Origin of the sequence: Brucella pseudogrignonensis, assembly GCF_002252525.1 — a bacterium.
Taxonomy (GTDB): Bacteria; Pseudomonadota; Alphaproteobacteria; order Rhizobiales; family Rhizobiaceae; genus Brucella; species Brucella pseudogrignonensis.
This window is the reverse complement of sequence record NZ_NNRM01000041.1, coordinates 1-23620: the sequence shown is the minus strand read 5'-3', so window position 1 is coordinate 23620 and position 23620 is coordinate 1. Positions and strand designations below refer to the sequence as shown.

Below are 23620 nucleotides of genomic sequence, written 5' to 3'. Positions count from 1 at the left end.
CCGGATGTAATGGTTTATCAAGGCGGCCTTTACGGCCGCCTTTTTATGCCAGTGTGGCAAGTTCAGCATCGTCAATGAGCAGATGGTCCGCACTTTCAATGATGCAATCAGCAAGCGCCTGAAAATCCTTGCGGCGTTTGCTTTGTCTACGCCAGAACAGGGCGATCTCGCGTTTTGGCTGCTCACCATCAAATGGCACAATCCGCATATGGTTGCTGCGCGCTTCAGCACGCACTGCAATTTCGGGGATCAGCGTCAGACCCATGCCATGGCTGACCATTTGCAAAAGCGTCGTCATGCTGGTCGCGCCGTATTTGACCAGCTGGCGCTGTGGTGGCAGCGAGCAAACCGCCAGCGCCTGATCACGCATACAATGGCCTTCTTCAAGCAATAGCAAGCGGTCGAGCGCCACATTATCCTGTGTCATGGGCGAGGATAGGATCGTCTGGTCATTGCTGGAGGTGGCAATCAGAAAGCGATCATCAAAAAGCTTCTGATGTGCAAGGCGATCATCGACGATCGGAAGGGCTGCGACGATGGCGTCAATCTCGCCCGCGTGAAGCTCGTCGAGAAGCTTGGCTGTCACGCTTTCACGCAATTGCAGGCGAAATGACGGGTGGCGGTCTCGCAATAGTGGGATGAGATGCGGCACCAGATAGGGCGCTACTGTCGGGATGATGCCCAGCCGCAATTGCGTTTGCAGCAGCCCTTTGCTCTGCGCTGAAATTTCCTCAAGCGCATGAAGCTCTTTTAAAATGGTCCGAATGCCGGGCAGCAACTCGCGGCCAAGCTCCGTCATAATGACTTTACGTTGCGAGCGCTCAAATAGGGACGCGCCCGCCACAGCCTCCATTTCGGCAATCTGTGCCGAGAGAGCAGGTTGCGAAATATGTGCCAGCTCAGCCGCTTTCCTAAAATGCAGGGTGCTTGCGAGCGCATCGAAATAGCGCATTTGTCTGATCGTAAACATGATAAGAAAATCCTATCAATAATAACACAAAAAGCAATTGGAGATTATTATTGGAACAAGTCTAAACTGCCTTCGTTACCCAGTTAGGGCGTGATGCAGCGGGGCTGCTCATGCCAAAAGCCAGGCTGAATGCTGGATCGACCAATTTATTTTAGGAGGGAAATTCCCATGGCAGACCGTCCGATTTTGACCACAAGCGCTGGTGCGCCTATTCCGGATAACCAGAATTCCCTTACCGCCGGTGAGCGCGGTCCTGTGTTGCTGCAGGATTATCAGCTGATCGAAAAACTGACGCATCAGAACCGTGAACGCATTCCGGAACGTGTTGTTCATGCCAAGGGTTGGGGTGCATTCGGCACGCTGACCATCACTGGCGATATTTCGAAATATACCAAAGCCAAGGCATTGCAGCCGGGTGCGAAGACGCCAATGCTGGCGCGCTTCTCAACTGTTGCTGGTGAGCAGGGTGCTGCTGACGCCGAGCGCGATGTTCGCGGCTTTGCGCTTAAATTCTACACCGAAGAAGGCAACTGGGATCTGGTCGGCAACAACACGCCGGTCTTCTTCGTGCGAGATCCGCTGAAGTTCCCGGATTTCATCCACACCCAGAAGCGTCATCCCAAGACTAATCTGCGTTCTTCTACGGCTATGTGGGATTTCTGGTCGCTTTCGCCAGAAAGTCTGCATCAGGTGACAATCCTGATGTCTGATCGCGGTTTGCCAACCGATGTGCGTCACATCAACGGTTATGGTTCGCACACCTATTCCTTCTGGAATGATGCGGGCGAGCGCTACTGGGTCAAGTTCCACTTCAAGACCCTGCAGGGCCATAAGCATTGGACGAATGAAGAAGCCGAGCATGTGATCGGCCGTACGCGTGAGTCCACGCAGGAAGATCTGTTCACGTCCATCGATAAGGGCGAATTCCCGAAGTGGAAGGTTCAGGTGCAAATTATGCCGGAACTGGACGCCGACAAGACGCCTTACAATCCGTTCGATCTCACCAAGGTCTGGCCACATGCTGACTATCCGCCAATCGATATTGGCGTGATGGAACTCAACCGCAATGCGGAAAACTACTTCACCGAGATCGAAAACGCTGCATTCTCGCCGTCGAACATCGTGCCGGGCATAAGCTATTCGCCGGACAAGATGTTGCAGGCTCGCCTGTTCTCCTATGCTGATGCACATCGTCATCGTCTCGGCACGCATTATGAAAATATGCCGGTAAACCAGCCGAAATGCCCTGTGCATCACTATCACCGCGATGGTCAGATGAATACTTTTGGCGGCATCGCAACGGGTAACCCGGATGCGTATTACGAGCCGAACTCGTTCAACGGTCCGGTTGAGCAGCCATCAGCCAAGGAACCACCGCTGCGCATTACCGGCAATGCAGATCGTTATAATCATCGCATTGGTAATGATGACTATTCGCAGCCGCGTGCTTTGTTCAACCTGTTCGATGATGGCCAGAAGCTGCGCCTGTTCTCCAACATTGCCGCTGCAATGACGGGTGTTCCGGGCTTCATCGTTGAACGTCAGCTGGGCCACTTCAAGCTCATCCATCCGGATTATGAAGCGGGTGTACGGGCGGCGCTCAAAAAGGCGCATGGCTATGAAGCCAATACGATCGCTCTTGAAGAAGAGTCAACCGCCGCAGCCGAGTAAGCGCTAGAGTGTTCAATCTAAAAAGCCGGGACAGTTGTTCCGGCTTTTTGCTTTTGCATTCAGAACATCATCCTTAAAACTGGATCAGTTTAAGGAATCACATTCTGATTTAAAGGTCAGTTAAAACGCTACACGGTCTAATTGCCGATTGCCTTTTCCCATCAATGAAGGCTATGCCCGACTTAACAAATATGAAGGAGCAGCAATGCGGCTTGGCGGACGCCTTCAGGCGGCAATCGAGATTTTGAACGATATTGAAGCGGGCAAGCGCCCGGCTTCCGATGCACTGAAGGATTGGGGTGCATCGCACCGCTTTGCCGGTGCGGGTGATCGTGCCGTCATAGGCAATATTGTTTATGATGCGTTGCGTCGAAAACTATCCATCGCCTGGCGCATGGATGCAGATGATGCACGCGCGCTGGCCTTTGGCGCGCTGGTCTCCGAAGGCGGCATGGATTTCGCTGCAATTGATGCTGCGCTTGACGGCGATAAATTTGCGCCGGAAGTGATTGAAGCAGCCCGCCGCGAGGCTTGGGAAAGCCGCGATGTTGCAGATGCGCCTGCCTATGTTCGTGCAGATGTGCCTGAATGGTGCGTGCCTTCGTTTGAAGAGCTGTTTGGTGAGCGCTGGGTGGAAGAAGCTGCGGCTCTTTCCACACGCCCGCCGGTTGATCTGCGCGTCAATCTGCTCAAGGCCAAACCAGAAGCCGTCATCGAAGCATTGGAAAAAGCAGGCGTTGCGAAGGCTCCGCTGATTAATCAGGCGTTGCGTATTCCGCCCATCGAAGCGCTTGGCCGTCATCCCAATGTCCAGACGGATCAGTCATTCCTTGATGGCTGGTTTGAAGTGCAGGATCTGGGGTCGCAGCTCGCTGCTTTGTTTGCGGGTGCGAAACCCGGCGAACAGGTGCTGGATTATTGCGCGGGCGCTGGTGGCAAGACACTGGCGCTGGCAGCAGCCATGCAGAACAGCGGGCAGGTCCATGCTTACGATGCTGAGCGCGTCCGCCTCTCGCCAATGAACGACCGCTTGCAGCGTGCAGGTGTTCGCAACACGCAGATACATGGCAATCTTGATGCGCTGGCACCACTGATCGAGCGCATGGACCTCGTGCTGACCGATGCGCCGTGCACGGGTTCAGGTACATGGCGGCGCAGGCCGGACGCAAAATGGCGTCTCAACGATCAACAGCTCGAACGTCGTATGCAGGATCAGCATGAAGTGCTGGAAGCCGCAAAACACTATGTAAAGCCGGGTGGAAGGCTGGTCTATGTAACCTGTTCACTGTTTGCGGAAGAGAATACGAGGCAGGTCGAGCGCTTCCTCGCTGAAAACAGCAATTTCGAAGAAGCTTCACCTCGCGAACTCTGGAATGCCGTTGTTCCTGATGCTGGCGACATTGCCCCTGTTTTCCCGGCTCGAGGTAGTGTATTTTCCCCATTGTCAACGGGCACAGATGGGTTTTATGTGAGTGTTCTACATAAACGAGGTTGACTTCAGGGAGCTTTATGCCAGGGCACAGAATTGCGGAGCCTGATTTTAAGGAGCGTGTCGAAGAAAGTTTCGGTCGACAGGCAGCCATGAAGTTGATCGGTGCAGAGCTTACCCGCTGCGAGCCCGGTATTGTAGAAGTTGAGATGCCGTTTCGGGAAGAGCTGACACAACAGCACGGCATTCTCCATGCAGGTATCATTTCCGCAGCGCTGGACTCGGCCTGCGGTTATGCGGCACTCAGCCTTATGCCTTCCGAGGCTGCGGTGCTTACAATCGAGTTTAAGGTCAATCTGCTCGCCCCAGGCAGAGGTGATCGGTTTCTGTTCCGAGGCGAAGTCACCAAGCCCGGACGAACGATTATGGTCAGTGATGGACAGGCTTTCGCTGTCACAGACACGGAAGTGCGTCTCATCGCGACCATGACAGGCACAATGATGGTTGTTCAAGATCGCAAGGGGCTACAGGGATGATCAGAACGATTGCAGATAAACGTCTTCTGTATGTGATGGCTACAGAAGCCGAATATGGTCCGTATTTAAGTTCTCTTTTTTTGCCGTTGATGATTGGTGTCGGGCCGGTGGAAGCCTCGATCAATCTGACGCGCGTTCTGGCGGTGCTGGAACAGCAGGGCGAATTGCCTGATCTCGTGATTTCTATCGGCTCTGCCGGATCAGCAAAGCTTGAACAGACAGAAGTTTATCAGGTCTCATCAGTTGCCTATCGTGACATGGATGCTTCACCACTGGGATTTGAGAAAGGTCGCACGCCATTTCTTGATCTGCCAAAATCGATTGCGCTGCCTTGCCTGATGCCGAATTTGCCAACAGCTACGCTTTCAACAGGTGCGAATATCGTTTCCGGCAAAGCCTATGACGATATCGATGCTGACATGGTCGATATGGAAACATTTGCCTGCTTGCGCGTCTGCCAGACATTCGGCGTAGGGCTTATCGGCCTGCGTGGCATATCCGATGGTGCGCGCGAATTGCGCCATGTCGGTGACTGGACCGAGTATCTCCATGTCATTGACGAAAAAATAGCTGGTGTCGTTGAGCAATTGGAGGCGGCTCTTTTGGAAGGAGAGCTGACACTTCCTGACAAGGATATGTCAGTATAGGTGCTGTTTCGATGCGCGATTGTTGAAACATGGCACTTCGTCCATTGCATTTCCGGCACTTTTTATCTAGATGCTGCGCATGAGCACCACGGCACATCCTGACACTATTCTTATCATCGACTTTGGCAGCCAGGTCACGCAGCTGATTGCGCGTCGCGTGCGCGAAGCCAATGTCTATTGTGAAATCGTCCCTTTCCAGTCAGCGGAAGAGGCTTTCAAAAGGCTTGCACCGAAGGGCGTTATCCTTTCGGGTAGCCCGCACTCGACGACCGATATCGGATCGCCGCGTGCTCCACAGTCTGTATTTGACGCAGGCATTCCTGTTCTCGGTATCTGCTACGGCGAACAGACCATGTGCGCCCAGCTGGGTGGCAAGGTCGAAAGCGGCCATGATCGCGAGTTCGGTCGTGCGTTCCTCGACGTGCAGTCGGACAGCCCACTGTTTGACGGTATCTGGGCCAAGGGCACACGCCATCAGGTTTGGATGAGCCACGGCGACCGCGTAACGTCGCTGCCAGATGGTTTCACTATCATTGGGACCTCGCCAAACGCACCATTTGCAGCGATCGCTGATGAAAAGCGCAAATATTACGGCGTGCAGTTCCATCCGGAAGTCGTACACACACCAGATGGCGCAAAGCTTCTTCAAAACTTCGTTCATCGCATTGTCGGCGTAAAGCCAGGCTGGACGATGGGCGCTTACCGCGAACAGGCTGTCGAAGCGATCCGCAAGCAGGTTGGTAGCGGCAAGGTTATCTGCGCGCTTTCCGGCGGCGTCGATTCCTCCGTTGCGGCCCTTCTGGCGCATGAAGCCATTGGCGATCAGCTGACCTGTATTCTGGTCGATCACGGTCTGATGCGCAAAAACGAAGCTGCGCAGGTCGTTGAAATGTTCCGCGAACATTACAATCTGCCGCTCATCCTCGTTGATGCTGCTGATCGTTTCATCGGCGAGCTGGAAGGCGAAACCGATCCTGAAAAGAAGCGCAAGACAATTGGCCGTCTCTTCATTGAAGTGTTTGAAGAAGAAGCCAAGAAGCTCGGCGGCGCGGATTTCCTCGTGCAGGGTACGCTCTATCCCGACGTCATCGAAAGCGTTTCCTTTACCGGCGGACCTTCGGTTACGATCAAGTCGCACCACAATGTCGGTGGTCTTCCAGAGCGCATGAAAATGCAGCTGGTCGAGCCGCTTCGCGAATTGTTCAAGGACGAAGTGCGTATGCTCGGCAAGGAACTCGGCCTGCCGGACAGCTTCATCGGCCGTCATCCATTCCCGGGTCCGGGTCTCGCGATCCGCTGCCCAGGCGGCATCACGCGCGAGAAACTTGAAATCCTGCGTGAAGCCGATGCGATTTACCTTGATGAAATCCGCAAAGCTGGTCTTTACGATGCCATCTGGCAGGCATTCGCCGTTCTGCTTCCGGTCCAGACCGTAGGCGTTATGGGCGATGGCCGCACCTATGAATTCGTCTGCGCGCTGCGCGCAGTGACTTCGGTCGATGGCATGACTGCCGATTTCTACCACTATGACATGAACTTCCTTGGCAATGCGGCAACTCGCATCATCAACGAAGTACGCGGCATCAACCGCGTGGTCTATGACGTGACCTCGAAGCCTCCAGGCACGATCGAGTGGGAATAATCGGAGCTTAGCTCACATATCTGTGCCGTCGCATCTTGATAAGGATGCGGCGGCACAGTGCTTTTCGGCCCTTGAAAATAAGAGCTACTGGTTGATCTCGGGTTCGACCAGTCTTCTCAGCTTATCGAGCGAATCCTGCCAGCCGAGATAGCAAGCCTCAGCCGGAATGATGTCTGGAACGCCTTCCTGCGTAATATTGATTTCCGTGCCGACCGACACAGCTTTCAGCTCAATCGTCACCTTCATTTCACCGGGCAGGTTGGGATCGTCGAACCTGTCGGTGTAGACGAGGCGTTCTCCCGGTACGAGCTCGACATAAGTTCCGCCGAAGGAATGCGACTCGCCAGTCGTGAAGTTGCGGAACGACATTTTATGGCCTCCACCGACCTTCGCGTTCATTTCATGCACGGTGCAAAGAAAGCCGTATGGCGGTATCCAGCTCGCAATTGCGTCCGGCTCGACGAATGCGCGATAGACCTTTTCGGGCTTGGTGGCGATAACGCGGTGCAGACGAATAGTGCTAGGCATAGTTTCCTCCCATGGCCTTTTCTGAACGACCTGTCAGGCCGTCTTTCGGTTGAACAACAATTCCAGATATCGGTAGAGGTGGTCGATGCTTTCGATGGCACGCTGCGGATCGCCGCTCGCCTTCGCTAGAATGAAAGCACCTTGAATGACGCCCTGTGTATGAAGCGCCAGGCTTTCTGCAGTGAAGCCGTGACTAAAACCGTGTTGGGTCATCGCGGCTTCTATATCTGCGATCAATGTGTCGGCATGACCCGAGATGCTGTCCCAGCAAGCTTTTTGGATGGCAGGGTTTGTACCATAAGTTTCTTGCGCCATTGTGCCCACAAGACAGGTAAACTCTTGCAATTCGCCTTGGATCAGTTCTTTGCGAAACGCGACATAAGCCAGAACCCGGTCCAATGGTTCCGTAGGCGTGTGATAGGGGGCTTCGGCAAAAAAAGCGCTGGTCGTCTCCGACCAGTAATTTGCTGCAGCGACGGCCAAATCTTCCTTGCTGGTAAAGTGGTGGAAGAAAGCACCTTTCGACAAACCGGCCTCCGCGCAGATATCGTCAACTGTCGTAGCGGCATAGCCCTTCATCCGGATGACGGTGAGTGCTGCTTCCAGCAGGCTCGGCTTCGTTGAAGGGTTCTGCGTTCTCGCCATTCTCATTCTCCTCGGAGTTAATATACCAACCAGTTGGTATTTAATCAAGTGAGTTCTTTACCGGCTTTTTGCTGAGGATTTGGGCGATAATCTCATTTGGAGTAAAAGGCGAAAATTTATTGTTGGTGTTATCCGTACTCGCCTCAGAGGTTTTGGAAACCCAACGCAGGAGGCTCGAAGTCGGACAGAGCGTTCCATGTTGCCGATCTCGCTTGGCATCTTGGGTCTATTGAAGCTGATCGGGAACCCGCTCAGCCCCATCCATGCGCAGACAAGCCGTAGATCCAAGGCGCATCAGCTTTCTTGTTTAGGAATGGCTGTCCCTTCGACATTGTCGTGACTGTGCTGAATACACCAAGCCTACACTGGGCGACATACTCGGCAAAAGCGCCATCTTTCTCCCGAGTGTCGATGCGGGCAAACTCACCTTTAAGCTCTCGAAGGTGGATCGCGGCCAGTTGAATTGCATCCTGGTCGTTGCTTGCCACGATAGGTCCGATAACTTTACCGCGTCCGAATTCCCGACAGAAGGAATAACCAACGAGTTGGCCATTGCGCTTCAACCCATAGATTTCTGCTTTTTCAGAGATCAATTGAAGCAGGTGAGTGCGATCAGTGCCAAATGCATTTGCATCCAGCCGGGCGATTGCTTGCAGCTCCGAAGCTGAAAGCGAAAGGAGCTCTCCTTCAAGGGGCGGTAATGGTGGAAGCACCAGCGCGACTTCACCCTGACATTGATAGACAGTCGCTTCGTTCATAAAGCCCATAGAGATATAGAGACTGTAAGCCGCATGGGTGGCATTAAGGCTCAGATTGCGGCCACTGCAGCGTTCTAAGATTTGCTCCATCAACCAACGTCCGTTGCCCTGAGCCTGAGTACGGGGAGAGGTGATAACCATGCCGACCGTGGCAAAATTATCGCCATACGGAAACCACATGGCACTACCAAATACACGTCCGATCCCATCGACGGCCACGAGACCTTCACCGGATTTCAAAAGCAGTTCCCAGTCATTTGGCCGATGGGGCCATCGAACGCCCATCGACAGGCCGTGGAGCAGACTGATGTCGACTTCTTGAATATCGCGTGCGCTCAATTCGAATGATTTCAGTTGCACTGAGTTCTGCATATCAGCTAATCCGCTTCCTACCCTACGACCCAAGCCTGCAATCATGCAGTGTTTTTGATCCTGCCAATGAAAGCAATTGGTTTGGCAGGCGTATTTTGCCGCATGATCTCACAGAGCGGTCGGCATGATTTGCTTCCTGGCTATCCGAATTCGCAATCTTTGTTTGAAGCTGGGGCTTATTCGGCACGGAACGCTGCCCGCGATATTTATGCTGATAGCAATCCCAAAGGCTGCGTAGAACCTACGCGCGCCGGGGAGATGGTCATGATGTGTTGTCGATGACCTCCCTCGGCGCGTCCCAACTATCTAAACACGAATTGGCGGCAGAGTTTCATGGCATTTCTCTTTAATTCAGATGCTGCGCGCGGTGTCGTGTTTCGAGAGGCTTTTGCACGCGCCTTACCCGATGTGTCGTTCTATCAGGCGGGCGATGACGTGGACCCTGACACCGTAAGGTACTTGATTAGTTGGGTGGCCCCGGACGATATCGCTTGTTATTCCAATCTTGAAGTTCTCTTTTCAATTGGCGCTGGGGTCGATCAATTCAAACCCGGCAGCGTCCCCGACCATGTGAAGCTTGTCCGCATGGTCGAGGAGGGCATTGTTCGCATGATGCAGGAATATGTTGCACTTGGTGTGCTGACCTTGCATCGGGACATCATCGCATATCGCGAACAACAGGAACGCCATCTATGGCGTGCGCTCGCAGTGCCGCAGGTGCAGGAACGCAGGGTCGGGTTCTTGGGGCTTGGTATGTTGGCACAAGCAGCCATTGAGCGTCTGAAGCCATTTCAATTTCCTCTCGCGGGCTGGAGCCGCAGCAGAAAGGAAATCGAGGGTGTCGAGTGCTTTCACGGCGAGGATCAGTTTGCGCGTTTTCTCCGTCAGACCGATATTCTGATTTGCCTTTTGCCACTGACCAATGAAACGCAGGGTATTCTGAACGCCGATCTCTTCGCCCTTTTACCCAAGGGTGCTCGCCTGCTTCATACTGGTCGCGGTCCACAGCTGGACTCGCAAGCGCTTATTGATGCGCTCGATAGTGGGCAGCTCTCAGCCGCCATGATGGACGTGACCGATCCTGAGCCTCTTCCGATCGGACACCCCCTCTGGTCGCATCCCAAAGTGCTTATCACTCCGCATATCGCTTCAGTTACTCAACCCGAGACGGCCGCAAGATCCGTAATCGAAAATATCCGGCGTCATCGTGCCGGAGAAAACATGATCGGCCTGATCGATCAAACTCTCGGCTATTAACTTCAAAGGGAATGACATGTCGCTTCTGATAACCATTGATCCAAACCCAGATTTCGCACCAAAAGAAGCACTGCCTACATCAGATCGTCTGATTTCCGGCGATCCTTCTTTTAAAACCTGGGCGCAGGACGCATCAAAGGATGACAAGGTTCTGACCGGCATTTGGGAAGCCACGCCGGGTGAAACGCATTCGATCAAGGGCACGACGTTAGAGTTCTGCCACATCCTGTCTGGTCTCGTTGAAATTGAAGAAAAGGACGGCGAGACTAAAACCTATCGCGCTGGCGACAGCTTCGTGATGAAACCAGGCTTTGTGGGTGTGTGGCGCACAATTGAAACCGTTCGCAAAATTTACTTGTGCGTTTACGAATAAGTTGTTCCGGTCCGAATACATGCCCGACGCTTTAGGCGTCGGGCAGTAAAGTGCAGCCCAGAGCCTGCCCGGCTTTTGATCTTTGAGGGAGCTATCAGTGAAAACTTATTCGATTGCGCTAATTCCTGGCGATGGTATCGGCAAAAGCGTGACCGATGCTGCATGGCGGGTCATACAGCTTGCTGCCAAGCGCTATGATTTTACGCTTGAAGGCACAAGTTTCCCTTGGTCTTGCGAATATTATCGTGAAACCGGCGTAATGATGCCAGCAGATGGTATCGAGATGCTGCGTAAGTTTGATGCGATTTATCTCGGTGCCGTTGGCTGGCCTGCGGAAGTGCCGGATTCTGTTTCGCTGCACGGACTGCTGCTGCCGATCCGTAAAGCATTTGTGCAATATGCCAATATTCGTCCACACCGCTTGTTGCCGGGAGTGACAGGCCCACTGCGTTCTGAAGGCTTTGACATTCTTTGCATTCGTGAAAACACGGAAGGCGAATATTCGGGCGCTGGTGGACGTGTGCATTCGGGTACGAAAGATGAAGTGGCAGTCGAAACTGCAATTTTCACACGCACAGGCGTTGAGCGCATTATCCGCTTTGGCTTTGAGCAGGCACGTCTCCGCCGCAAGAAGCTGGCGTCAGTGACAAAGTCCAATGCTCAGAAATATTCGATGGTTTTCTGGGATGAAGTGACAAAGGATGTTGCCAAAGAATATCCGGATGTCGAAGTCTCGCATTATCATATTGACGCGATGGCTGCTCGTATGGTGATGGCGCCGGAAAGCCTCGATGTGATCGTGGCTTCAAATCTTTTCGGCGATATCCTGACCGATCTGGGAGCTGCAATTCAAGGCGGTCTTGGTTACGCGGCGTCTGCAAACATTAATCCTGATCGCACCGCACCTTCAATGTTTGAGCCGGTTCATGGTTCTGCACCTGACATTGCACATCTTGGCATTGCCAATCCGATTGCCGCCATCTGGTCTGGAGCGATGATGCTGGAGCATCTTGGCGAGCATCAGGCTGCGAAGGATGTGATGACGGCAATTGAAACGGCAACGGCTCAGGGTGTCGGAACCGTTGCGGGTAAAGACAAGACGGATGCGATCACGCAGGCCGTGCTCACAGCTCTGGCATAAAGAGGTAGTCATGCACACGTTGAACGATCAGGCGCTTTTCCGCCAACAAGCTCTTATTGGTGGCGTCTGGCAAGATGCAGCCTCTGGCGCGACGGTCGATGTGACCAATCCTGCAAGCCTCAGCACCCTGGGCACGATCCCCGACATGAGCGGCAAGGAAACCCGCGCGGCGATTGATGCTGCGGCGGAAGCTTTCAAACTTTGGAAAAAGAAAACTCACGCCGAACGTGCAGCACTGCTCGAACGCTGGTTTGCGCTGATGATCGAGCACGAGCAGGATCTAGCTCTTTTGCTGACACTGGAGCAGGGCAAGCCGCTTAACGAAGCACTCGGCGAAATTCGCTACGGCGCATCTTTCGTCAAATGGTTCGCCGAAGAAGCGCGTCGTATTGATGGTGGTAGCATTCCTTCACCAACGGCAGGCCGACGTATTCTGGTGCTGAAAGAAGCTGTCGGCGTTTGCGCGATCATTACACCGTGGAATTTCCCCAATGCAATGATCACCCGCAAGGTTGCTCCGGCACTGGCTGCCGGTTGCACAGTTGTCATCAAGCCGTCGGAGTTTACGCCGTTTTCGGCCCTTGCACTCGGCGTCTTGGCCGAAAGGGCAGGGATACCTGCTGGCGTTATCAATATTGTCACTGGTATGCCGACAGAAATTGGCAATGAGCTGATGGCCAATGAAACTGTACGCAAGATTTCTTTTACCGGTTCCACGCGTGTTGGTTCGCTGCTGATGAAGGGGGCTGCTGACAGCATCAAGCGGTTGAGTCTTGAACTGGGCGGCAATGCACCGTTCATTGTGTTTGACGATGCTGATCTTGACCAAGCAGTAGAAGGTGCGATTGCTTCCAAATTCCGCAACGGAGGTCAAACATGCGTCTGTTCCAACCGTATTCTGGTACAGGCTGGCATTTATGAAGCGTTCGCTGCCAAGCTCTCTGCTCGCGTTGCCAAAATGAAAGTTGGTGTTGGCACGGAAGATGGTGTTGCGATTGGGCCGATGATCAATCACGCGGCGATTGAAAAGATTGAACGCCATGTGAGTGATGCTCTTGGACGCGGTGCAAAAATTCTTGGACAAAGCGAAAGCATACCGGAAGGTCGTCAATATGCACGTCCGATTGTGCTGGGTGACGCGACTACAGATATGCTGCTTGCATCGGAAGAAACCTTCGGGCCTGTAGCGCCGCTTTTCCGTTTTGAGACGGAAGACGAAGCGATTGAAATTGCCAATGGAACGCCATTTGGGCTGGCAGCTTATTTCTTTACAGAGAACCTAAAACGCTCATGGCGTGTCGCGGAAGCGCTGGAGTTCGGCATGGTTGGCTTGAACACGGGCCTGATTTCGACTGAAGTTGCGCCGTTTGGCGGTGTTAAACAATCTGGACTGGGCCGTGAAGGATCAAGGCTCGGTATCGAGGAATATCTGGAAGTTAAAACGCTGCATGTCGGTGGACTTTGAACAAGCAAAAAGGGCGGTTTAACCGCCCTTTTTGCTCCTCAAGTTACTGAAACTTATCGAGCATTTTATAATAAAAGCCGACCAATGGTAGAAACCATGGCTTGCCGGAGTAGCCTGGAATGGTTGGCCATTCGAGGTCGGAAATAGGGTTCTTGTCACCCCGTCCAAGGATTGCATCGGCCAAATAAATACCCATCTGGGTAGACATCTGTGCGCCGTGGCCGGAATAGCCCATCGCATACCAGACACCATCTGCAAAACCTGCCCGCGGGTAGCGATCCTGTGTCATATCGACAAGTCCGCCCCAGCAATAATCAATTTCCACACTGGCGAGATGCGGGAAAATCTTGACGAGACTTTCGCGCAAAATTGCACCGCTTTTGCTGTCTGAGCGCTGATCGGAAGTAGTTGAGAAGCGTGCGCGACCACCAAAGATCATACGATTGTCCGGTGCAAGACGGAAATAATTGCCGATGTTCATGGAAGTCACATAGGTGCGGTTGCCGGGCATGGTCGCGGCAATTTCGCTCTCTGTCAGCGGCCGGGTTGCAATGATGAAGCTACCTACCGGGATTATACGCTTGCGGAAATAGGAGAAGCTGTTCGGTGTATAGGCTCCGGTTGCCAGAATAATATTGTCGGTAGTCACCGTGCCGCGCGATGTAACGATCTGGTGTTTCGTACCGATTTTTTTGTGCTCGGTAACAGCAGTGTTTTCATAGACAACCGCACCGTGACGCGTTGCTGCCGTCGCCAAACCGGTCACGTAACGTCCCATATGCATCATGGCGCTTTTCTTGGAGAGCATGGCACCATGAAAATCATGAGAGCCGACTTCTCCCGATAACTGGTCGCGATGCAGCAAGGCGGTGTCAGTGTCGATTTCTGCATGGATGGCTTCAAAATTGCGGGCAAGGCCATCGAAATGAGATGGTTTTGAAGCCAGTTTCAGTTTGCCCGCACGGCGGAACGCGCAGTCGATATTTTCCTCTGTCACTATCCGTTCAATCGTATCAACGGAATCGTCAAAGGCTTTATAGAGAGCTTTGGCACGTTCTGCGCCAAGGTGTTGTTTTGCAGCGATGAAGCTGTGTGCAAGACCGTTATTGAGGTGTCCCCCATTGCGCCCCGATGCGCCGGAGCCAACGAGGCCTGTCTCGAAGACAGCCACGCGGCTGCCTGCTTTGGCAAGATGCAATGCAGCCGACAGTCCAGTAAAGCCCCCGCCGATGATGACAACATCAAAGTGCCCTTCCGGTGGGGTCTTTTCCGCAGCTGTAAAAGGCGGCGTCGTGTCGTGCCAGTAGGGTTTGAATTGCATCTTGCTTTTCCTGATTAAAGCCCCACGACGCCAGCAAGGCCGGAAATATCCTTGATTTCGGTATAGCCGTAATAAGGATTTGCAGGTTCATGACCGCGATTGACCCAGACCTTGTTTTTAATGCCGAGATCATGTGCAGACATCAGGTCGTAGCGGAACGATGACGAGACATGCAGAATGTCTTCCGGGTTCGCATTAAGCTGATCGAGCATGTATTCGAACGCCTTGAAACGAGGCTTGTAAGCCTGCGCCTGTTGGGCTGTGTAGACGGCGTGGAATGGCGCCCCCAACTTTTCGACATTGTTATAGATCTGCTCGTTCATAGCGTTTGAAAGAATGACGAGTGGAATTTCCTTGGCGACCTTGGAGAGACCGGCTGGAACGTCTGGATGCGGGCCCCAGGTTGGAACACGCTCGTAGATCTTGCGCGCGTCTTCCGCTTTGAAGGTGACATTGTTCTTTTTGCAAGTGCGCTCAACAGCGTTGTGAACGACTTCGTTATAAGGCTTCCAGTCGCCAAGTATTTCATCAAGCCGATAAGCTGCAAAGTTTTTGATAAATTGCTGCATTTGCTCTGTTTTCAGCTGTTCGCCATAAAGATCGTGCGCAGCTTCAGCCATCTGGAAATTGGTCAGTGTTCCGTAGCAATCGAAGGTTATGTATTTTGGTCTAAACTGGGCCATGTTTGATCCTTCCGAGCCTCGCGGGCACTGCTGTGCCGTTCTCATACATAATAATGAGCGACGCATGGACTAATCACTGCATTCGCACTCATGCAAAGCAGATTGTTTCGTATGTGACGTGCGCTTTGGCAGAGAGTTGTGCTGGATAGGTTTCCGACATGCCATGAGAATGCGTTCTGCTCCCCCATTAACTCCCACCGCGGCATAAGATGCGGTGAGAGCATGAAAGGAAAGTCGAAACGCGTGGCATTGGGATGTTCGTCGGGATGAACTGCTGCGTGCAGCGTTCTAACTTTGGTCAATCAAGAACTTTATCTGGAAGTGACAATGACAGCATCTCAAATCACTCTCAAAACGATGACGCCAGATCATCTAGATGGTGCCGTTGTCCTGTCCCAACAGGCAGGTTGGCCACATCGTCTTGAAGATTGGGCGATGGTGCTTGCACTGAGCAACGGCGTGGTCGCCCTTGAGGGCGAATATGTAGTCGGCACTGCGATGGCCACACCTTTGAATGAAGACATTGCAACCATCAACATGGTGATAGTTGATGAGACGATGCGCGGGCGTGGGCTTGGTCGCAAGCTAATGGAGGCAGCACTTGACGCTACTCAAGGGCGCAACTGTCTTCTCATCGCGACGCAGGATGGACTCCCCCTTTATGAAAAGCTGGGGTTTGTTGCGAGAGGCGAGATAATCCAGCATCAGGGCGCAGCCCGACAGGTGGATGCCCCGAGCGATGTTTCCTGGGCTAAGAACGATGAATTTCCACATATTGTGACCTTGGACCATCAGGCGTTTGGTCATGATCGCACAGCACTTATGCAGCTTTTGCGAGACAAGGCGAAGTTCGCAGTCATTCGCCTCGATAGAGAGATATTAGCCTTTGCTGCAATTCGCCCTTTTGGTCGTGGGCAGGTTATCGGTCCTGTTGTCGCTAAAACTGATGGCGAGGCCAAGAAGCTCATCGAGTTCCTGCTGTCGCAGCACGCGGATCAGTTCGTCCGTGTCGACACCAATATCGCAACCAATCTTGGCGGCTGGCTGACTGAACGCGGACTGGTCCACGTAGGCGGCGGAATAGCCATGCGCCGCTCTGTGCGGGCTTTGAAAGAAAACAGCGGTTCTGAATACCGCACTTATGCGCTTGTGAACCAGGCTTTCGGTTGATTTGGAGAATATCATGCTGAGCAATTCCTTGATCGAACTTGATCGCGCCCATTTGGTGCATCCGGTTTCATCTTACCGCAGTCATGAAGCATCTGGCGTGCGCGTTCTGAAGTCTGGCAAAGGTGCGACAGTTACCGATGCGTCTGGCCATACTTTGCTTGATGGCTTTGCCGGGCTCTGGTGTGTGAATGTTGGCTATGGGCAGGATAGTATTGTAGAAGCCGCTACGAAGCAGCTGCGAGAGTTGCCCTATGCGACTGGCTATTTTGGGCTTGGCTCTGAACCGGCGATCCGCCTTGCTGCTGAACTGGCCGACCGCGCGCCGGGCGATCTCAATCATGTTTATTTTACACTGGGTGGTTCGGACGCCATCGACAGTACAATCCGCTTCGTGCGTTATTACTATCATGCGAAAGGTACGCCGCAGAAAGATCAGTTCATATCTGTCGAATATGGGTATCACGGCTCATCGACTGCCGGTTCAGGCCTGACTGCTTTGCCGGCATTTCATGCAGGTTTTGGCGTGCCTTATGATTGGCAGCACAAAATTCCTTCGCATTATGCTTATCGCAATCCGGTCGGTGCAGATCCACAGGCAATCATCGATGCATCTGTTGCGGCGCTTCGAGCAAAAATCGAGGAACTTGGAGCTGAGCGGGTGGCAGCATTTTATGTCGAACCCATTCAGGGTTCGGGCGGCGTTCTGGTGCCGCCGAATGGCTGGCTCAAAGCTATGCACGCACTTTGCAAGCAGTATGATGTTCTGTTCATCGCGGACGAGGTCATTACGGGTTTTGGCCGCACGGGTCCGCTTTTTGCCTGTTCAGAAGATGACGTTGTGCCGGATTTCATCACAACAGCCAAAGGATTGACCTCAGGCTATGTGCCGATGGGTGCGGTCTTCATGTCTGAGCATGTCTACAACACGATTGCCGATGGTGCTGGTAAATCAGCAGTTGGTCATGGCTATACCTATTCTGCACATCCGGTCAGCGCTGCCGTTGGGCTAGAATGCCTACGTCTTTATGAGAATGGATTGCTTGAAAACGGCCGTAAGGCAGGCAAACGCCTGATGGCAGGTCTGCAGTCTTTGGCCGATCATCCGCTGGTCGGTGATGTGCGTGGCCGGGGGATGTTGGCTGCCATCGAACTCGTGGTGGACAAGGAAAACAAAACCCCGCTTCCAGCCGCGGCTGATCCTGCACGTCGCATATTTGATCGGGCATGGGATAATGGGTTGGTCATCCGCGCCTTTGCCAACGGCGTGCTGGGCTACGCACCGCCGCTTTGCTGCACGGACGACGACATTGATGCGATCATCGAGCGTACCCGCAAAACGCTGGACCAGACGCTGGCTGACGAAGAAGTCAGAGCTGCGATGAGGGGATAGGTTTTGTGGATGGCAGCCTGAGTGAATGGGCTGGAATTTCGTATATGCACAAGATTCGCAATTTTATGCTGCCGCTCTTCGTCAATTCAGTGCAATCGATCCACATCTTCATAACACACTGGCATAGCTACCAAAGGCTAGATGAAAAGCCGAACTATCGGGGCGAGTTGAAATTTTTGAACCGATACCGGGTGTGCATGGAGCCATTCTTCGAGCCCACGAATTGTTCGGCTGAGACTGCAATGAGGTTTTGAAACGACTGACATTCTGAAAACGCGGTGAACCCGGTGAAAACAAACCGGCGCACCAGATGCAACGATTAACAAGGGGAACTGCCATGAGCGAGAAGATTACCAACTGGACTTCTTCCGACGACCGGATGATTGAGAATGCTATTCGTCGCGGGGCAACCCGGCGTGAATTGTTGCAGATGATGTTGATGGGTGGTGTGGCAGCTGTTGCTGGAACGACTATCCTGGGCCGCGCGACCTCTGCAGTAGCTGCTACCCCTGTAAAAGGAGGTTTCATCAAAGCTGCAGGCTTCAGCGCTTCAACCACCGATACACTCGATCCTGCCAAGGCTTCCAATGCAACGGATTATGTTCGCTGCTGCGCATTCTATAATCGCTTGACCTTCCTTGATGGCAGCGGTCAGACACAGATGGAACTTGCCGAGAGTGTTGAAAGTGCGGACGCCAAGGTTTGGACCGTCAAGCTTCGCAAAGGCGTGACTTTCCATGACGGCAAGTCACTGACCGCTGATGACGTCGTTTTCTCGCTTCAACGTCATCTTGATCCGGCTGTTGGCTCAAAAGTGAATGCGCTTGCCAAGCAGATTACTAGCGTGAAAAAGGTTGACGACACCACGGCAGAGATAGTGCTGGAAAGCGCAAATGCTGATTTGCCTACAATTCTTGCTATGCATCATTTCATGATCGTGGCAAACGGCACGACCGACTTTTCCAAGGGGAACGGTACAGGTCCATTTGTCTGCAAAGAATTTCAGCCCGGTGTGCGTTCAATCGCTGCTCGCAATGAGAGCTATTGGAAGAATAGCGGTCCACATCTCGACTCATTCGAATTCTTTGCGATCTCCGATGAAAGCGCCCGCATGAATGCGGTTCTGTCAGGCGACATTCATCTTGGTGCCAATCTTAACCCACGTTCGTTGCGTGTGCTTGAGAACAATCCGGCTGCAAAGCTGTTTATCTCGAAGCTCGGAACCTACACCAACCTCAATGTTCGTCTTGACATGACGCCTGGCGATAAGGCCGGTGTCGCAGAAGCTTTCAAATATCTCACCAATCGTGAGGTCATTCAGAAGTCAGTTCTGCGTGGACTGGCTGAAATTGCAAACGACCATCCCGTGCCGGATACCAGCAAATACTTTAATGCCGAACTCAAGCAGCGTGAGTTCGATCCTGAGCGCGCAAAGTCATTGCTTGAGAAGGCTGGCGTTCTCGGTCAGGAAATTCATATTACTGCAGCCGAGGCAGCATCATCATCTCTTGATTATGCGATGGTTCTGCAGCAGGCGGCATCGACAATCGGCCAGAAGATCACAATCGATCGCGTTCCTTCGGACGGCTACTGGTCGAACCATTGGCTCAAGGATGCTGTCCATTACGGCAATATCAATGCCCGACCTACGCCGGATATCCTGTTTTCGCTGCTCTATAAGTCGGACGCACCGTGGAACGAAAGCCAGTACAAATCGGAAAAGTTCGATTCCATGTTGCTCGAAGCGCGCGGCCTTCTTGATGAAGCCAAGCGTAAGGAGATTTATGGTCAGATGCAGGCCATGATTTCCAACGAAGCCGGAACAGTCATTCCGGTCTTCATGTCTAACGTCGATGCGATTTCGCCGAAGTTGAATGGCCTTGAGCCAAATCCGCTTGGTGGCATGATGGGTTACACCTTCGCCGAACATGCTTGGCTGGAAGCCTGATACCTTATCAGGTTATTTCGCTTGTTCGGTTCGGGCAAAACATTGATTTTGTCCGAACCGACTGTTTCACCCGAGAATGGGGCCGCGCATGACCATGAAGTCGCCTTTGCTGAATCTGATTGCCAAACGTCTTGTTGTTGCAGTCGTCACGCTTCTCATCGTTGCGTTTACGATCTTTTTTGCGACGGCAATGCTCCCAGGCGATGTAGCAGAAATTCTTCTCGGCCAGGCTGCAACGCCTGAGGCGGTTGCAGGGCTTCGCCATGCCATGAATTTGGACCAGCCCGCGTTTCTGCGCTTTATCTACTGGTTGGGAAACCTCTTGCGTGGTGATCTTGGTGTCTCATATGTCAACAATGTGCCGATAGCCGATCTGATCGGCAACAGACTGGTCAATTCGCTGAAGCTTGCCGGTGTCACGGCCGCGATTTCTGTACCTGTTGCACTCTTTCTCGGTATTACTGCTGCGATTATGCGTGGCACGATTTATGATCGTATTGTTTCGATCATCACGATCTCAGTCATCTCTGTACCGGAATTCATGGTCGCAACAATCGCCGTAATCATATTTGCGGTTTATTTGGGTTGGCTGCCAGCATTGTCGATGGCAAACGAAGTCACTTCCTTCGTCGGCCTTCTCAAAGTCTTTGCAATGCCCGTGATAACGCTCAGTTTTGTCATTTCGGCGCAAATGATCCGTATGACGCGTGCCGCTGTTCTTGAGACGCTCAACACTTCTTATGTCGAGATGGCACTACTGAAAGGTGCATCTCGTACTCGTATGGTGGTCGTCCACGCCTTGCCAAATGCGCTGGGCCCAATCGTCAATGCAGTCGCGCTCTCGCTATCTTACTTACTTGGCGGTGTGATCATAGTTGAAACCATCTTCAATTATCCCGGCGTTGCCAAGCTCATGCTTGATGCAGTGGCAACGCGTGATCTGCCGCTTATTCAGACCTGCGCGATGATCTTCTGTTTTGGCTATCTTCTGCTCATTACGATAGCGGACCTTATTGCGATCATTTCAAACCCGAGGCTGCGATAATTATGACCGTTTCCGTTCCAAGTCAGCGAAAAACAAAGTCTCCACGCTTCGGTTATCGGTTCAATCTGCTTGGCGTGATTTCGTTCCTGATTATTCTTTGCTGGGCGCTCATAGCCATTCTGGCACCTTGGATTGCACCGCATCCGGTAGGAGAAATCGTTGATTTCGATTTTTTCGGACCGATGAGTGCGCAGTTTCCTCTCGGTACGGATTATCTGGGTCGCGATATGCTCTCGCGGATATTGTATGGTGCACGGTTTACAGTCGGCATTTCACTCGCAGCTGTCTTTTTGGCTTGTTTCTTTGGTGTCACGCTGGGAATGAGTGCTGCGGTTATTGGCGGATGGTTTGATTCCGCACTGAGCCGCTTTCTTGACGCGCTTACATCTATTCCAAGCAAAATTCTTGCGCTGGTTATCGTTGCAGGTGTTGGCTCTTCTATCCCGATCCTGATCATCATCATGGCCGTCATTTACACGCCGGGCAGCTATCGTTTTGCGCGTGCACTGGCAATCAACATCAACACTATGGATTACGTCACTGTTGCTCGAGCTCGGGGCGAAAAGATCGGCTACCTCATTCGGTCTGAGATTTTGCCGGGCATTATCGGACCGGTTCTCGCTGATTTCGGGTTGCGTTTTGTCTTTATCGTTTTGCTTTTGTCGAGCATGTCCTTTCTTGGCCTCGGTGTTCAGCCACCATTCGCCGATTGGGGCGCGCTGGTTAAAGAAAACATCGGCGGACTTTCGTTTGCTGCTCCCGCAGTGGTGTTTCCTTCGATTGCCATTGCCAGCCTGACCATCAGCGTTAATCTGCTGATTGATAATCTCCCGCAGAAGATCCGAGACAGGAGCGAATGAATGAGCAATCTTGTTGAGATCAAAAATCTTCGCGTGAATGCAAAGACCGACTCTGGTCGCACCGTTGAGATCATCCGTGGTGTCAATTTTCAGATTGCAGAAGGTGAGATAGTCGCTCTTATCGGCGAGAGTGGTTCAGGTAAGACGACGATAGCGCTAACTTTGATGGGCTATACGCGTCCGGGCTGCCGGATCGTGGATGGCAGCATTGCTGTTGCCGGCCAGGATATTGTCACCCTATCGGAGCGTAAACGTTCGAAGAAGCGCGGTACGGACGTTTCCTACGTACCGCAAAGTGCGGCGGCATCTTTTAATCCCGCGCACCGTATCATGGATCAGGTCATAGAGGTGACCAAGATCCACAAACTGATGTCGAAGGAGGAGGCGCGCAAAAAGGCTGTAGAGCTGTTCAAAGCGCTTGCCTTGCCAAATCCCGAAACAATCGGAGATCGTTATCCGCATCAGGTGTCGGGCGGGCAATTGCAGCGGCTTTCTGCTGCAATGGCCCTTATTAGTGATCCGAAGCTGGTAATCTTCGATGAGCCAACGACCGCACTCGATGTCACGACACAGATTGAAGTTTTGCGGGCTTTCAAATCGGTAATGAAGAAGAATCGCATAGCAGGCGTTTATGTTTCTCACGATCTTGCTGTTGTAGCCCAAATCGCGGATCGCATTGTGGTGCTGAAAGGTGGCGAGATACAGGAGGTCGGCACCACTGAGGAGATTCTGCATAATCCGCAGCACTCATACACAAAAGAGCTTCTTGCAGCTTTCGAGCCAAACACTCACGCGAACCCTAAAATTGCCGAAGAAGAGAACCCCTCGCCACTATTGACGGTACAGAATGTGCTTGCTGGCTATGGTATCGTGGGCTCGACCGGTGAACCGGCGATGATCGCGGTCGAAAATGTCAGTTTTGAACTTCAGCGTGGGCAAAACCTAGGCATTATTGGCGAGTCGGGTTGCGGTAAGTCAACGCTCGCTCGTGTCATCGCGGGTATTCTGCCTGCCGCGCGAGGTAAGATTCTGTTTGAAGGCGCGGAAATGCCGAGCGATCTGCGCCGCCGCAGTCGCGATCAATTACGCGAATTGCAGATTGTTTTTCAGTTTGCAGATACGGCACTGAATCCAGCCAAATCTATCGCTGATATTCTGGCTCGCCCCCTGATTTTCTATCACGGCATGGATAGCAAAAGTCGGGACACCAGAATCGACCAGTTGCTCGATATGGTGCGTATTCCGCGCAACATGCGTTATCGAAGGCCCGGCGAGTTATCAGGCGGTCAGAAGCAACGCATTAATCTGGCGCGAGCTTTGGCCGCCGATCCTAAGATGATAATATGTGATGAAATCACATCGGCTCTGGATACGGTCGTTGCTGCGGCGATCATTGAACTTTTGAAGGAGTTGCAGCGGGAGCTGTCCCTTTCATATCTCTTTATCAGCCACGATCTCTCCACCGTGCGCGCAATTTGTGATGAAGTCATCGTCATGTATGGAGGCAGAAAGGTGGAACAGCTGCGCCCGGATATGATGGGCGGGGAGGCGAGCCATCCTTATTCAAGACTCTTGTTGTCGTCTGTTCCTAAGCTCGATACAGGCTGGCTAGATAGTTTGGAGCAGGATCCAGAGCTTGTTCGTCAATTTACCAGAGCTTGATGCCGTTCAAAAATATCGCATTTAGCGCCCTTTGTGTTTTTGGTTTGGAATCATGCTGGTTTGGTTGCTTAATGTTTGGTAAAGTTGTCTGGTTTTGTCTGTGGAAA

21 protein-coding genes are annotated in these 23620 nt (G+C 52.6%); 15 read left to right on the top strand and 6 right to left on the bottom strand.

Annotated elements, in window-relative coordinates:
* Nucleotides 1-43: 43 nt before the first annotated feature.
* On the bottom strand, nt 44-970 hold the full coding sequence (locus CEV34_RS17950) for a hydrogen peroxide-inducible genes activator (protein WP_094544207.1): 927 nt from the start codon (nt 968-970) through the stop codon (nt 44-46).
* Between the two features lie 168 nt (nt 971-1138).
* Here CEV34_RS17950 and katA point away from each other — a divergent pair, with 168 nt between their 5' ends.
* The 5 genes from katA (at nt 1139) to guaA (ending at nt 6895) form a co-directional block, all read left to right on the top strand.
* On the top strand, nt 1139-2641 hold the full coding sequence (gene katA / locus CEV34_RS17945) for a catalase KatA (protein WP_007878112.1): 1503 nt from the start codon (nt 1139-1141) through the stop codon (nt 2639-2641).
* Nucleotides 2642-2846: 205 nt separating this feature from the next.
* Nucleotides 2847-4136, top strand: coding sequence for an RsmB/NOP family class I SAM-dependent RNA methyltransferase (locus CEV34_RS17940; RefSeq protein ID WP_094544206.1), 1290 nt, complete (start codon nt 2847-2849; stop codon nt 4134-4136).
* 14 nt (nt 4137-4150) lie between these two features.
* Nucleotides 4151-4606 (top strand): PaaI family thioesterase, encoded by a 456-nt coding sequence (locus CEV34_RS17935; protein WP_007878116.1) that lies wholly within the window; start codon nt 4151-4153, stop codon nt 4604-4606.
* Complete coding sequence (locus CEV34_RS17930) at nt 4603-5253, top strand: 5'-methylthioadenosine/S-adenosylhomocysteine nucleosidase (protein WP_007878118.1); 651 nt, start codon at nt 4603-4605, stop codon at nt 5251-5253. The genes CEV34_RS17935 and CEV34_RS17930 overlap by 4 nt, the downstream gene beginning before the upstream one ends.
* Nucleotides 5254-5332: 79 nt before the next feature.
* On the top strand, nt 5333-6895 hold the full coding sequence (gene guaA / locus CEV34_RS17925; RefSeq protein WP_007878120.1) for a glutamine-hydrolyzing GMP synthase: 1563 nt from the start codon (nt 5333-5335) through the stop codon (nt 6893-6895).
* Between the two features lie 84 nt (nt 6896-6979).
* Here the strand turns inward: guaA and CEV34_RS17920 are convergent, their stop codons facing one another.
* The 3 genes from CEV34_RS17920 to CEV34_RS17910 form a co-directional block, all read right to left on the bottom strand.
* The gene (locus CEV34_RS17920) at nt 6980-7423 is read right to left on the bottom strand and encodes an SRPBCC family protein (RefSeq protein WP_007878121.1); all 444 of its coding nucleotides are present in this window, start codon (nt 7421-7423) and stop codon (nt 6980-6982) included.
* Nucleotides 7424-7456: 33 nt separating this feature from the next.
* Nucleotides 7457-8068 (bottom strand): TetR/AcrR family transcriptional regulator, encoded by a 612-nt coding sequence (locus tag CEV34_RS17915; RefSeq protein WP_007878124.1) that lies wholly within the window; start codon nt 8066-8068, stop codon nt 7457-7459.
* A 251-nt stretch (nt 8069-8319) separates the two neighbouring features.
* Complete coding sequence (locus tag CEV34_RS17910; protein WP_007878127.1) at nt 8320-9198, bottom strand: GNAT family N-acetyltransferase; 879 nt, start codon at nt 9196-9198, stop codon at nt 8320-8322.
* Nucleotides 9199-9531: 333 nt separating this feature from the next.
* Here CEV34_RS17910 and CEV34_RS17905 point away from each other — a divergent pair, with 333 nt between their 5' ends.
* From CEV34_RS17905 to CEV34_RS17890, 4 genes are all read left to right on the top strand, one after another.
* A complete protein-coding gene (locus CEV34_RS17905) occupies nt 9532-10455 on the top strand; it encodes a 2-hydroxyacid dehydrogenase (protein ID WP_007878128.1) in 924 nt (307 codons plus the stop codon).
* A 16-nt stretch (nt 10456-10471) separates the two neighbouring features.
* Nucleotides 10472-10828, top strand: coding sequence for a cupin domain-containing protein (locus CEV34_RS17900; protein WP_007878129.1), 357 nt, complete (start codon nt 10472-10474; stop codon nt 10826-10828).
* A gap of 97 nt (nt 10829-10925) precedes the next feature.
* A complete protein-coding gene (locus tag CEV34_RS17895; RefSeq protein ID WP_007878130.1) occupies nt 10926-11969 on the top strand; it encodes a tartrate dehydrogenase in 1044 nt (347 codons plus the stop codon).
* A 10-nt stretch (nt 11970-11979) separates the two neighbouring features.
* Nucleotides 11980-13434: an NAD-dependent succinate-semialdehyde dehydrogenase gene (locus tag CEV34_RS17890; protein ID WP_007878131.1), complete on the top strand. Its 1455-nt coding sequence runs from the start codon at nt 11980-11982 to the stop codon at nt 13432-13434.
* Nucleotides 13435-13477: 43 nt separating this feature from the next.
* Here CEV34_RS17890 and CEV34_RS17885 read toward each other — a convergent pair whose 3' ends face one another.
* Both CEV34_RS17885 and CEV34_RS17880 read right to left on the bottom strand, forming a co-directional pair.
* Nucleotides 13478-14755 (bottom strand): NAD(P)/FAD-dependent oxidoreductase, encoded by a 1278-nt coding sequence (locus tag CEV34_RS17885; RefSeq protein WP_007878133.1) that lies wholly within the window; start codon nt 14753-14755, stop codon nt 13478-13480.
* A 14-nt stretch (nt 14756-14769) separates the two neighbouring features.
* Nucleotides 14770-15438: a haloacid dehalogenase type II gene (locus tag CEV34_RS17880; RefSeq protein ID WP_007878135.1), complete on the bottom strand. Its 669-nt coding sequence runs from the start codon at nt 15436-15438 to the stop codon at nt 14770-14772.
* Nucleotides 15439-15765: 327 nt separating this feature from the next.
* On the opposite strand from CEV34_RS17880, the gene CEV34_RS17875 reads away from it, so the two are divergent.
* The 6 genes from CEV34_RS17875 to CEV34_RS17850 all read left to right on the top strand — a co-directional run bounded on the left by CEV34_RS17875 (nt 15766) and on the right by CEV34_RS17850 (nt 23513).
* Nucleotides 15766-16608: a GNAT family N-acetyltransferase gene (locus CEV34_RS17875; RefSeq protein ID WP_039860521.1), complete on the top strand. Its 843-nt coding sequence runs from the start codon at nt 15766-15768 to the stop codon at nt 16606-16608.
* 13 nt (nt 16609-16621) lie between these two features.
* Nucleotides 16622-17998, top strand: a complete 1377-nt coding sequence (locus CEV34_RS17870) for an aspartate aminotransferase family protein (protein WP_064321131.1) — start codon at nt 16622-16624, stop codon at nt 17996-17998.
* 337 nt (nt 17999-18335) lie between these two features.
* Nucleotides 18336-19946, top strand: a complete 1611-nt coding sequence (locus CEV34_RS17865) for an ABC transporter substrate-binding protein (RefSeq protein WP_094544205.1) — start codon at nt 18336-18338, stop codon at nt 19944-19946.
* A 94-nt stretch (nt 19947-20040) separates the two neighbouring features.
* Entirely contained in the window at nt 20041-20991 is a 951-nt protein-coding gene (locus CEV34_RS17860) for an ABC transporter permease (RefSeq protein WP_007878144.1), read from the top strand.
* A gap of 2 nt (nt 20992-20993) precedes the next feature.
* Nucleotides 20994-21851, top strand: a complete 858-nt coding sequence (locus tag CEV34_RS17855; protein WP_007878146.1) for an ABC transporter permease — start codon at nt 20994-20996, stop codon at nt 21849-21851.
* Entirely contained in the window at nt 21852-23513 is a 1662-nt protein-coding gene (locus CEV34_RS17850; protein ID WP_094544204.1) for an ABC transporter ATP-binding protein, read from the top strand.
* Nucleotides 23514-23620: the final 107 nt, after the last annotated feature.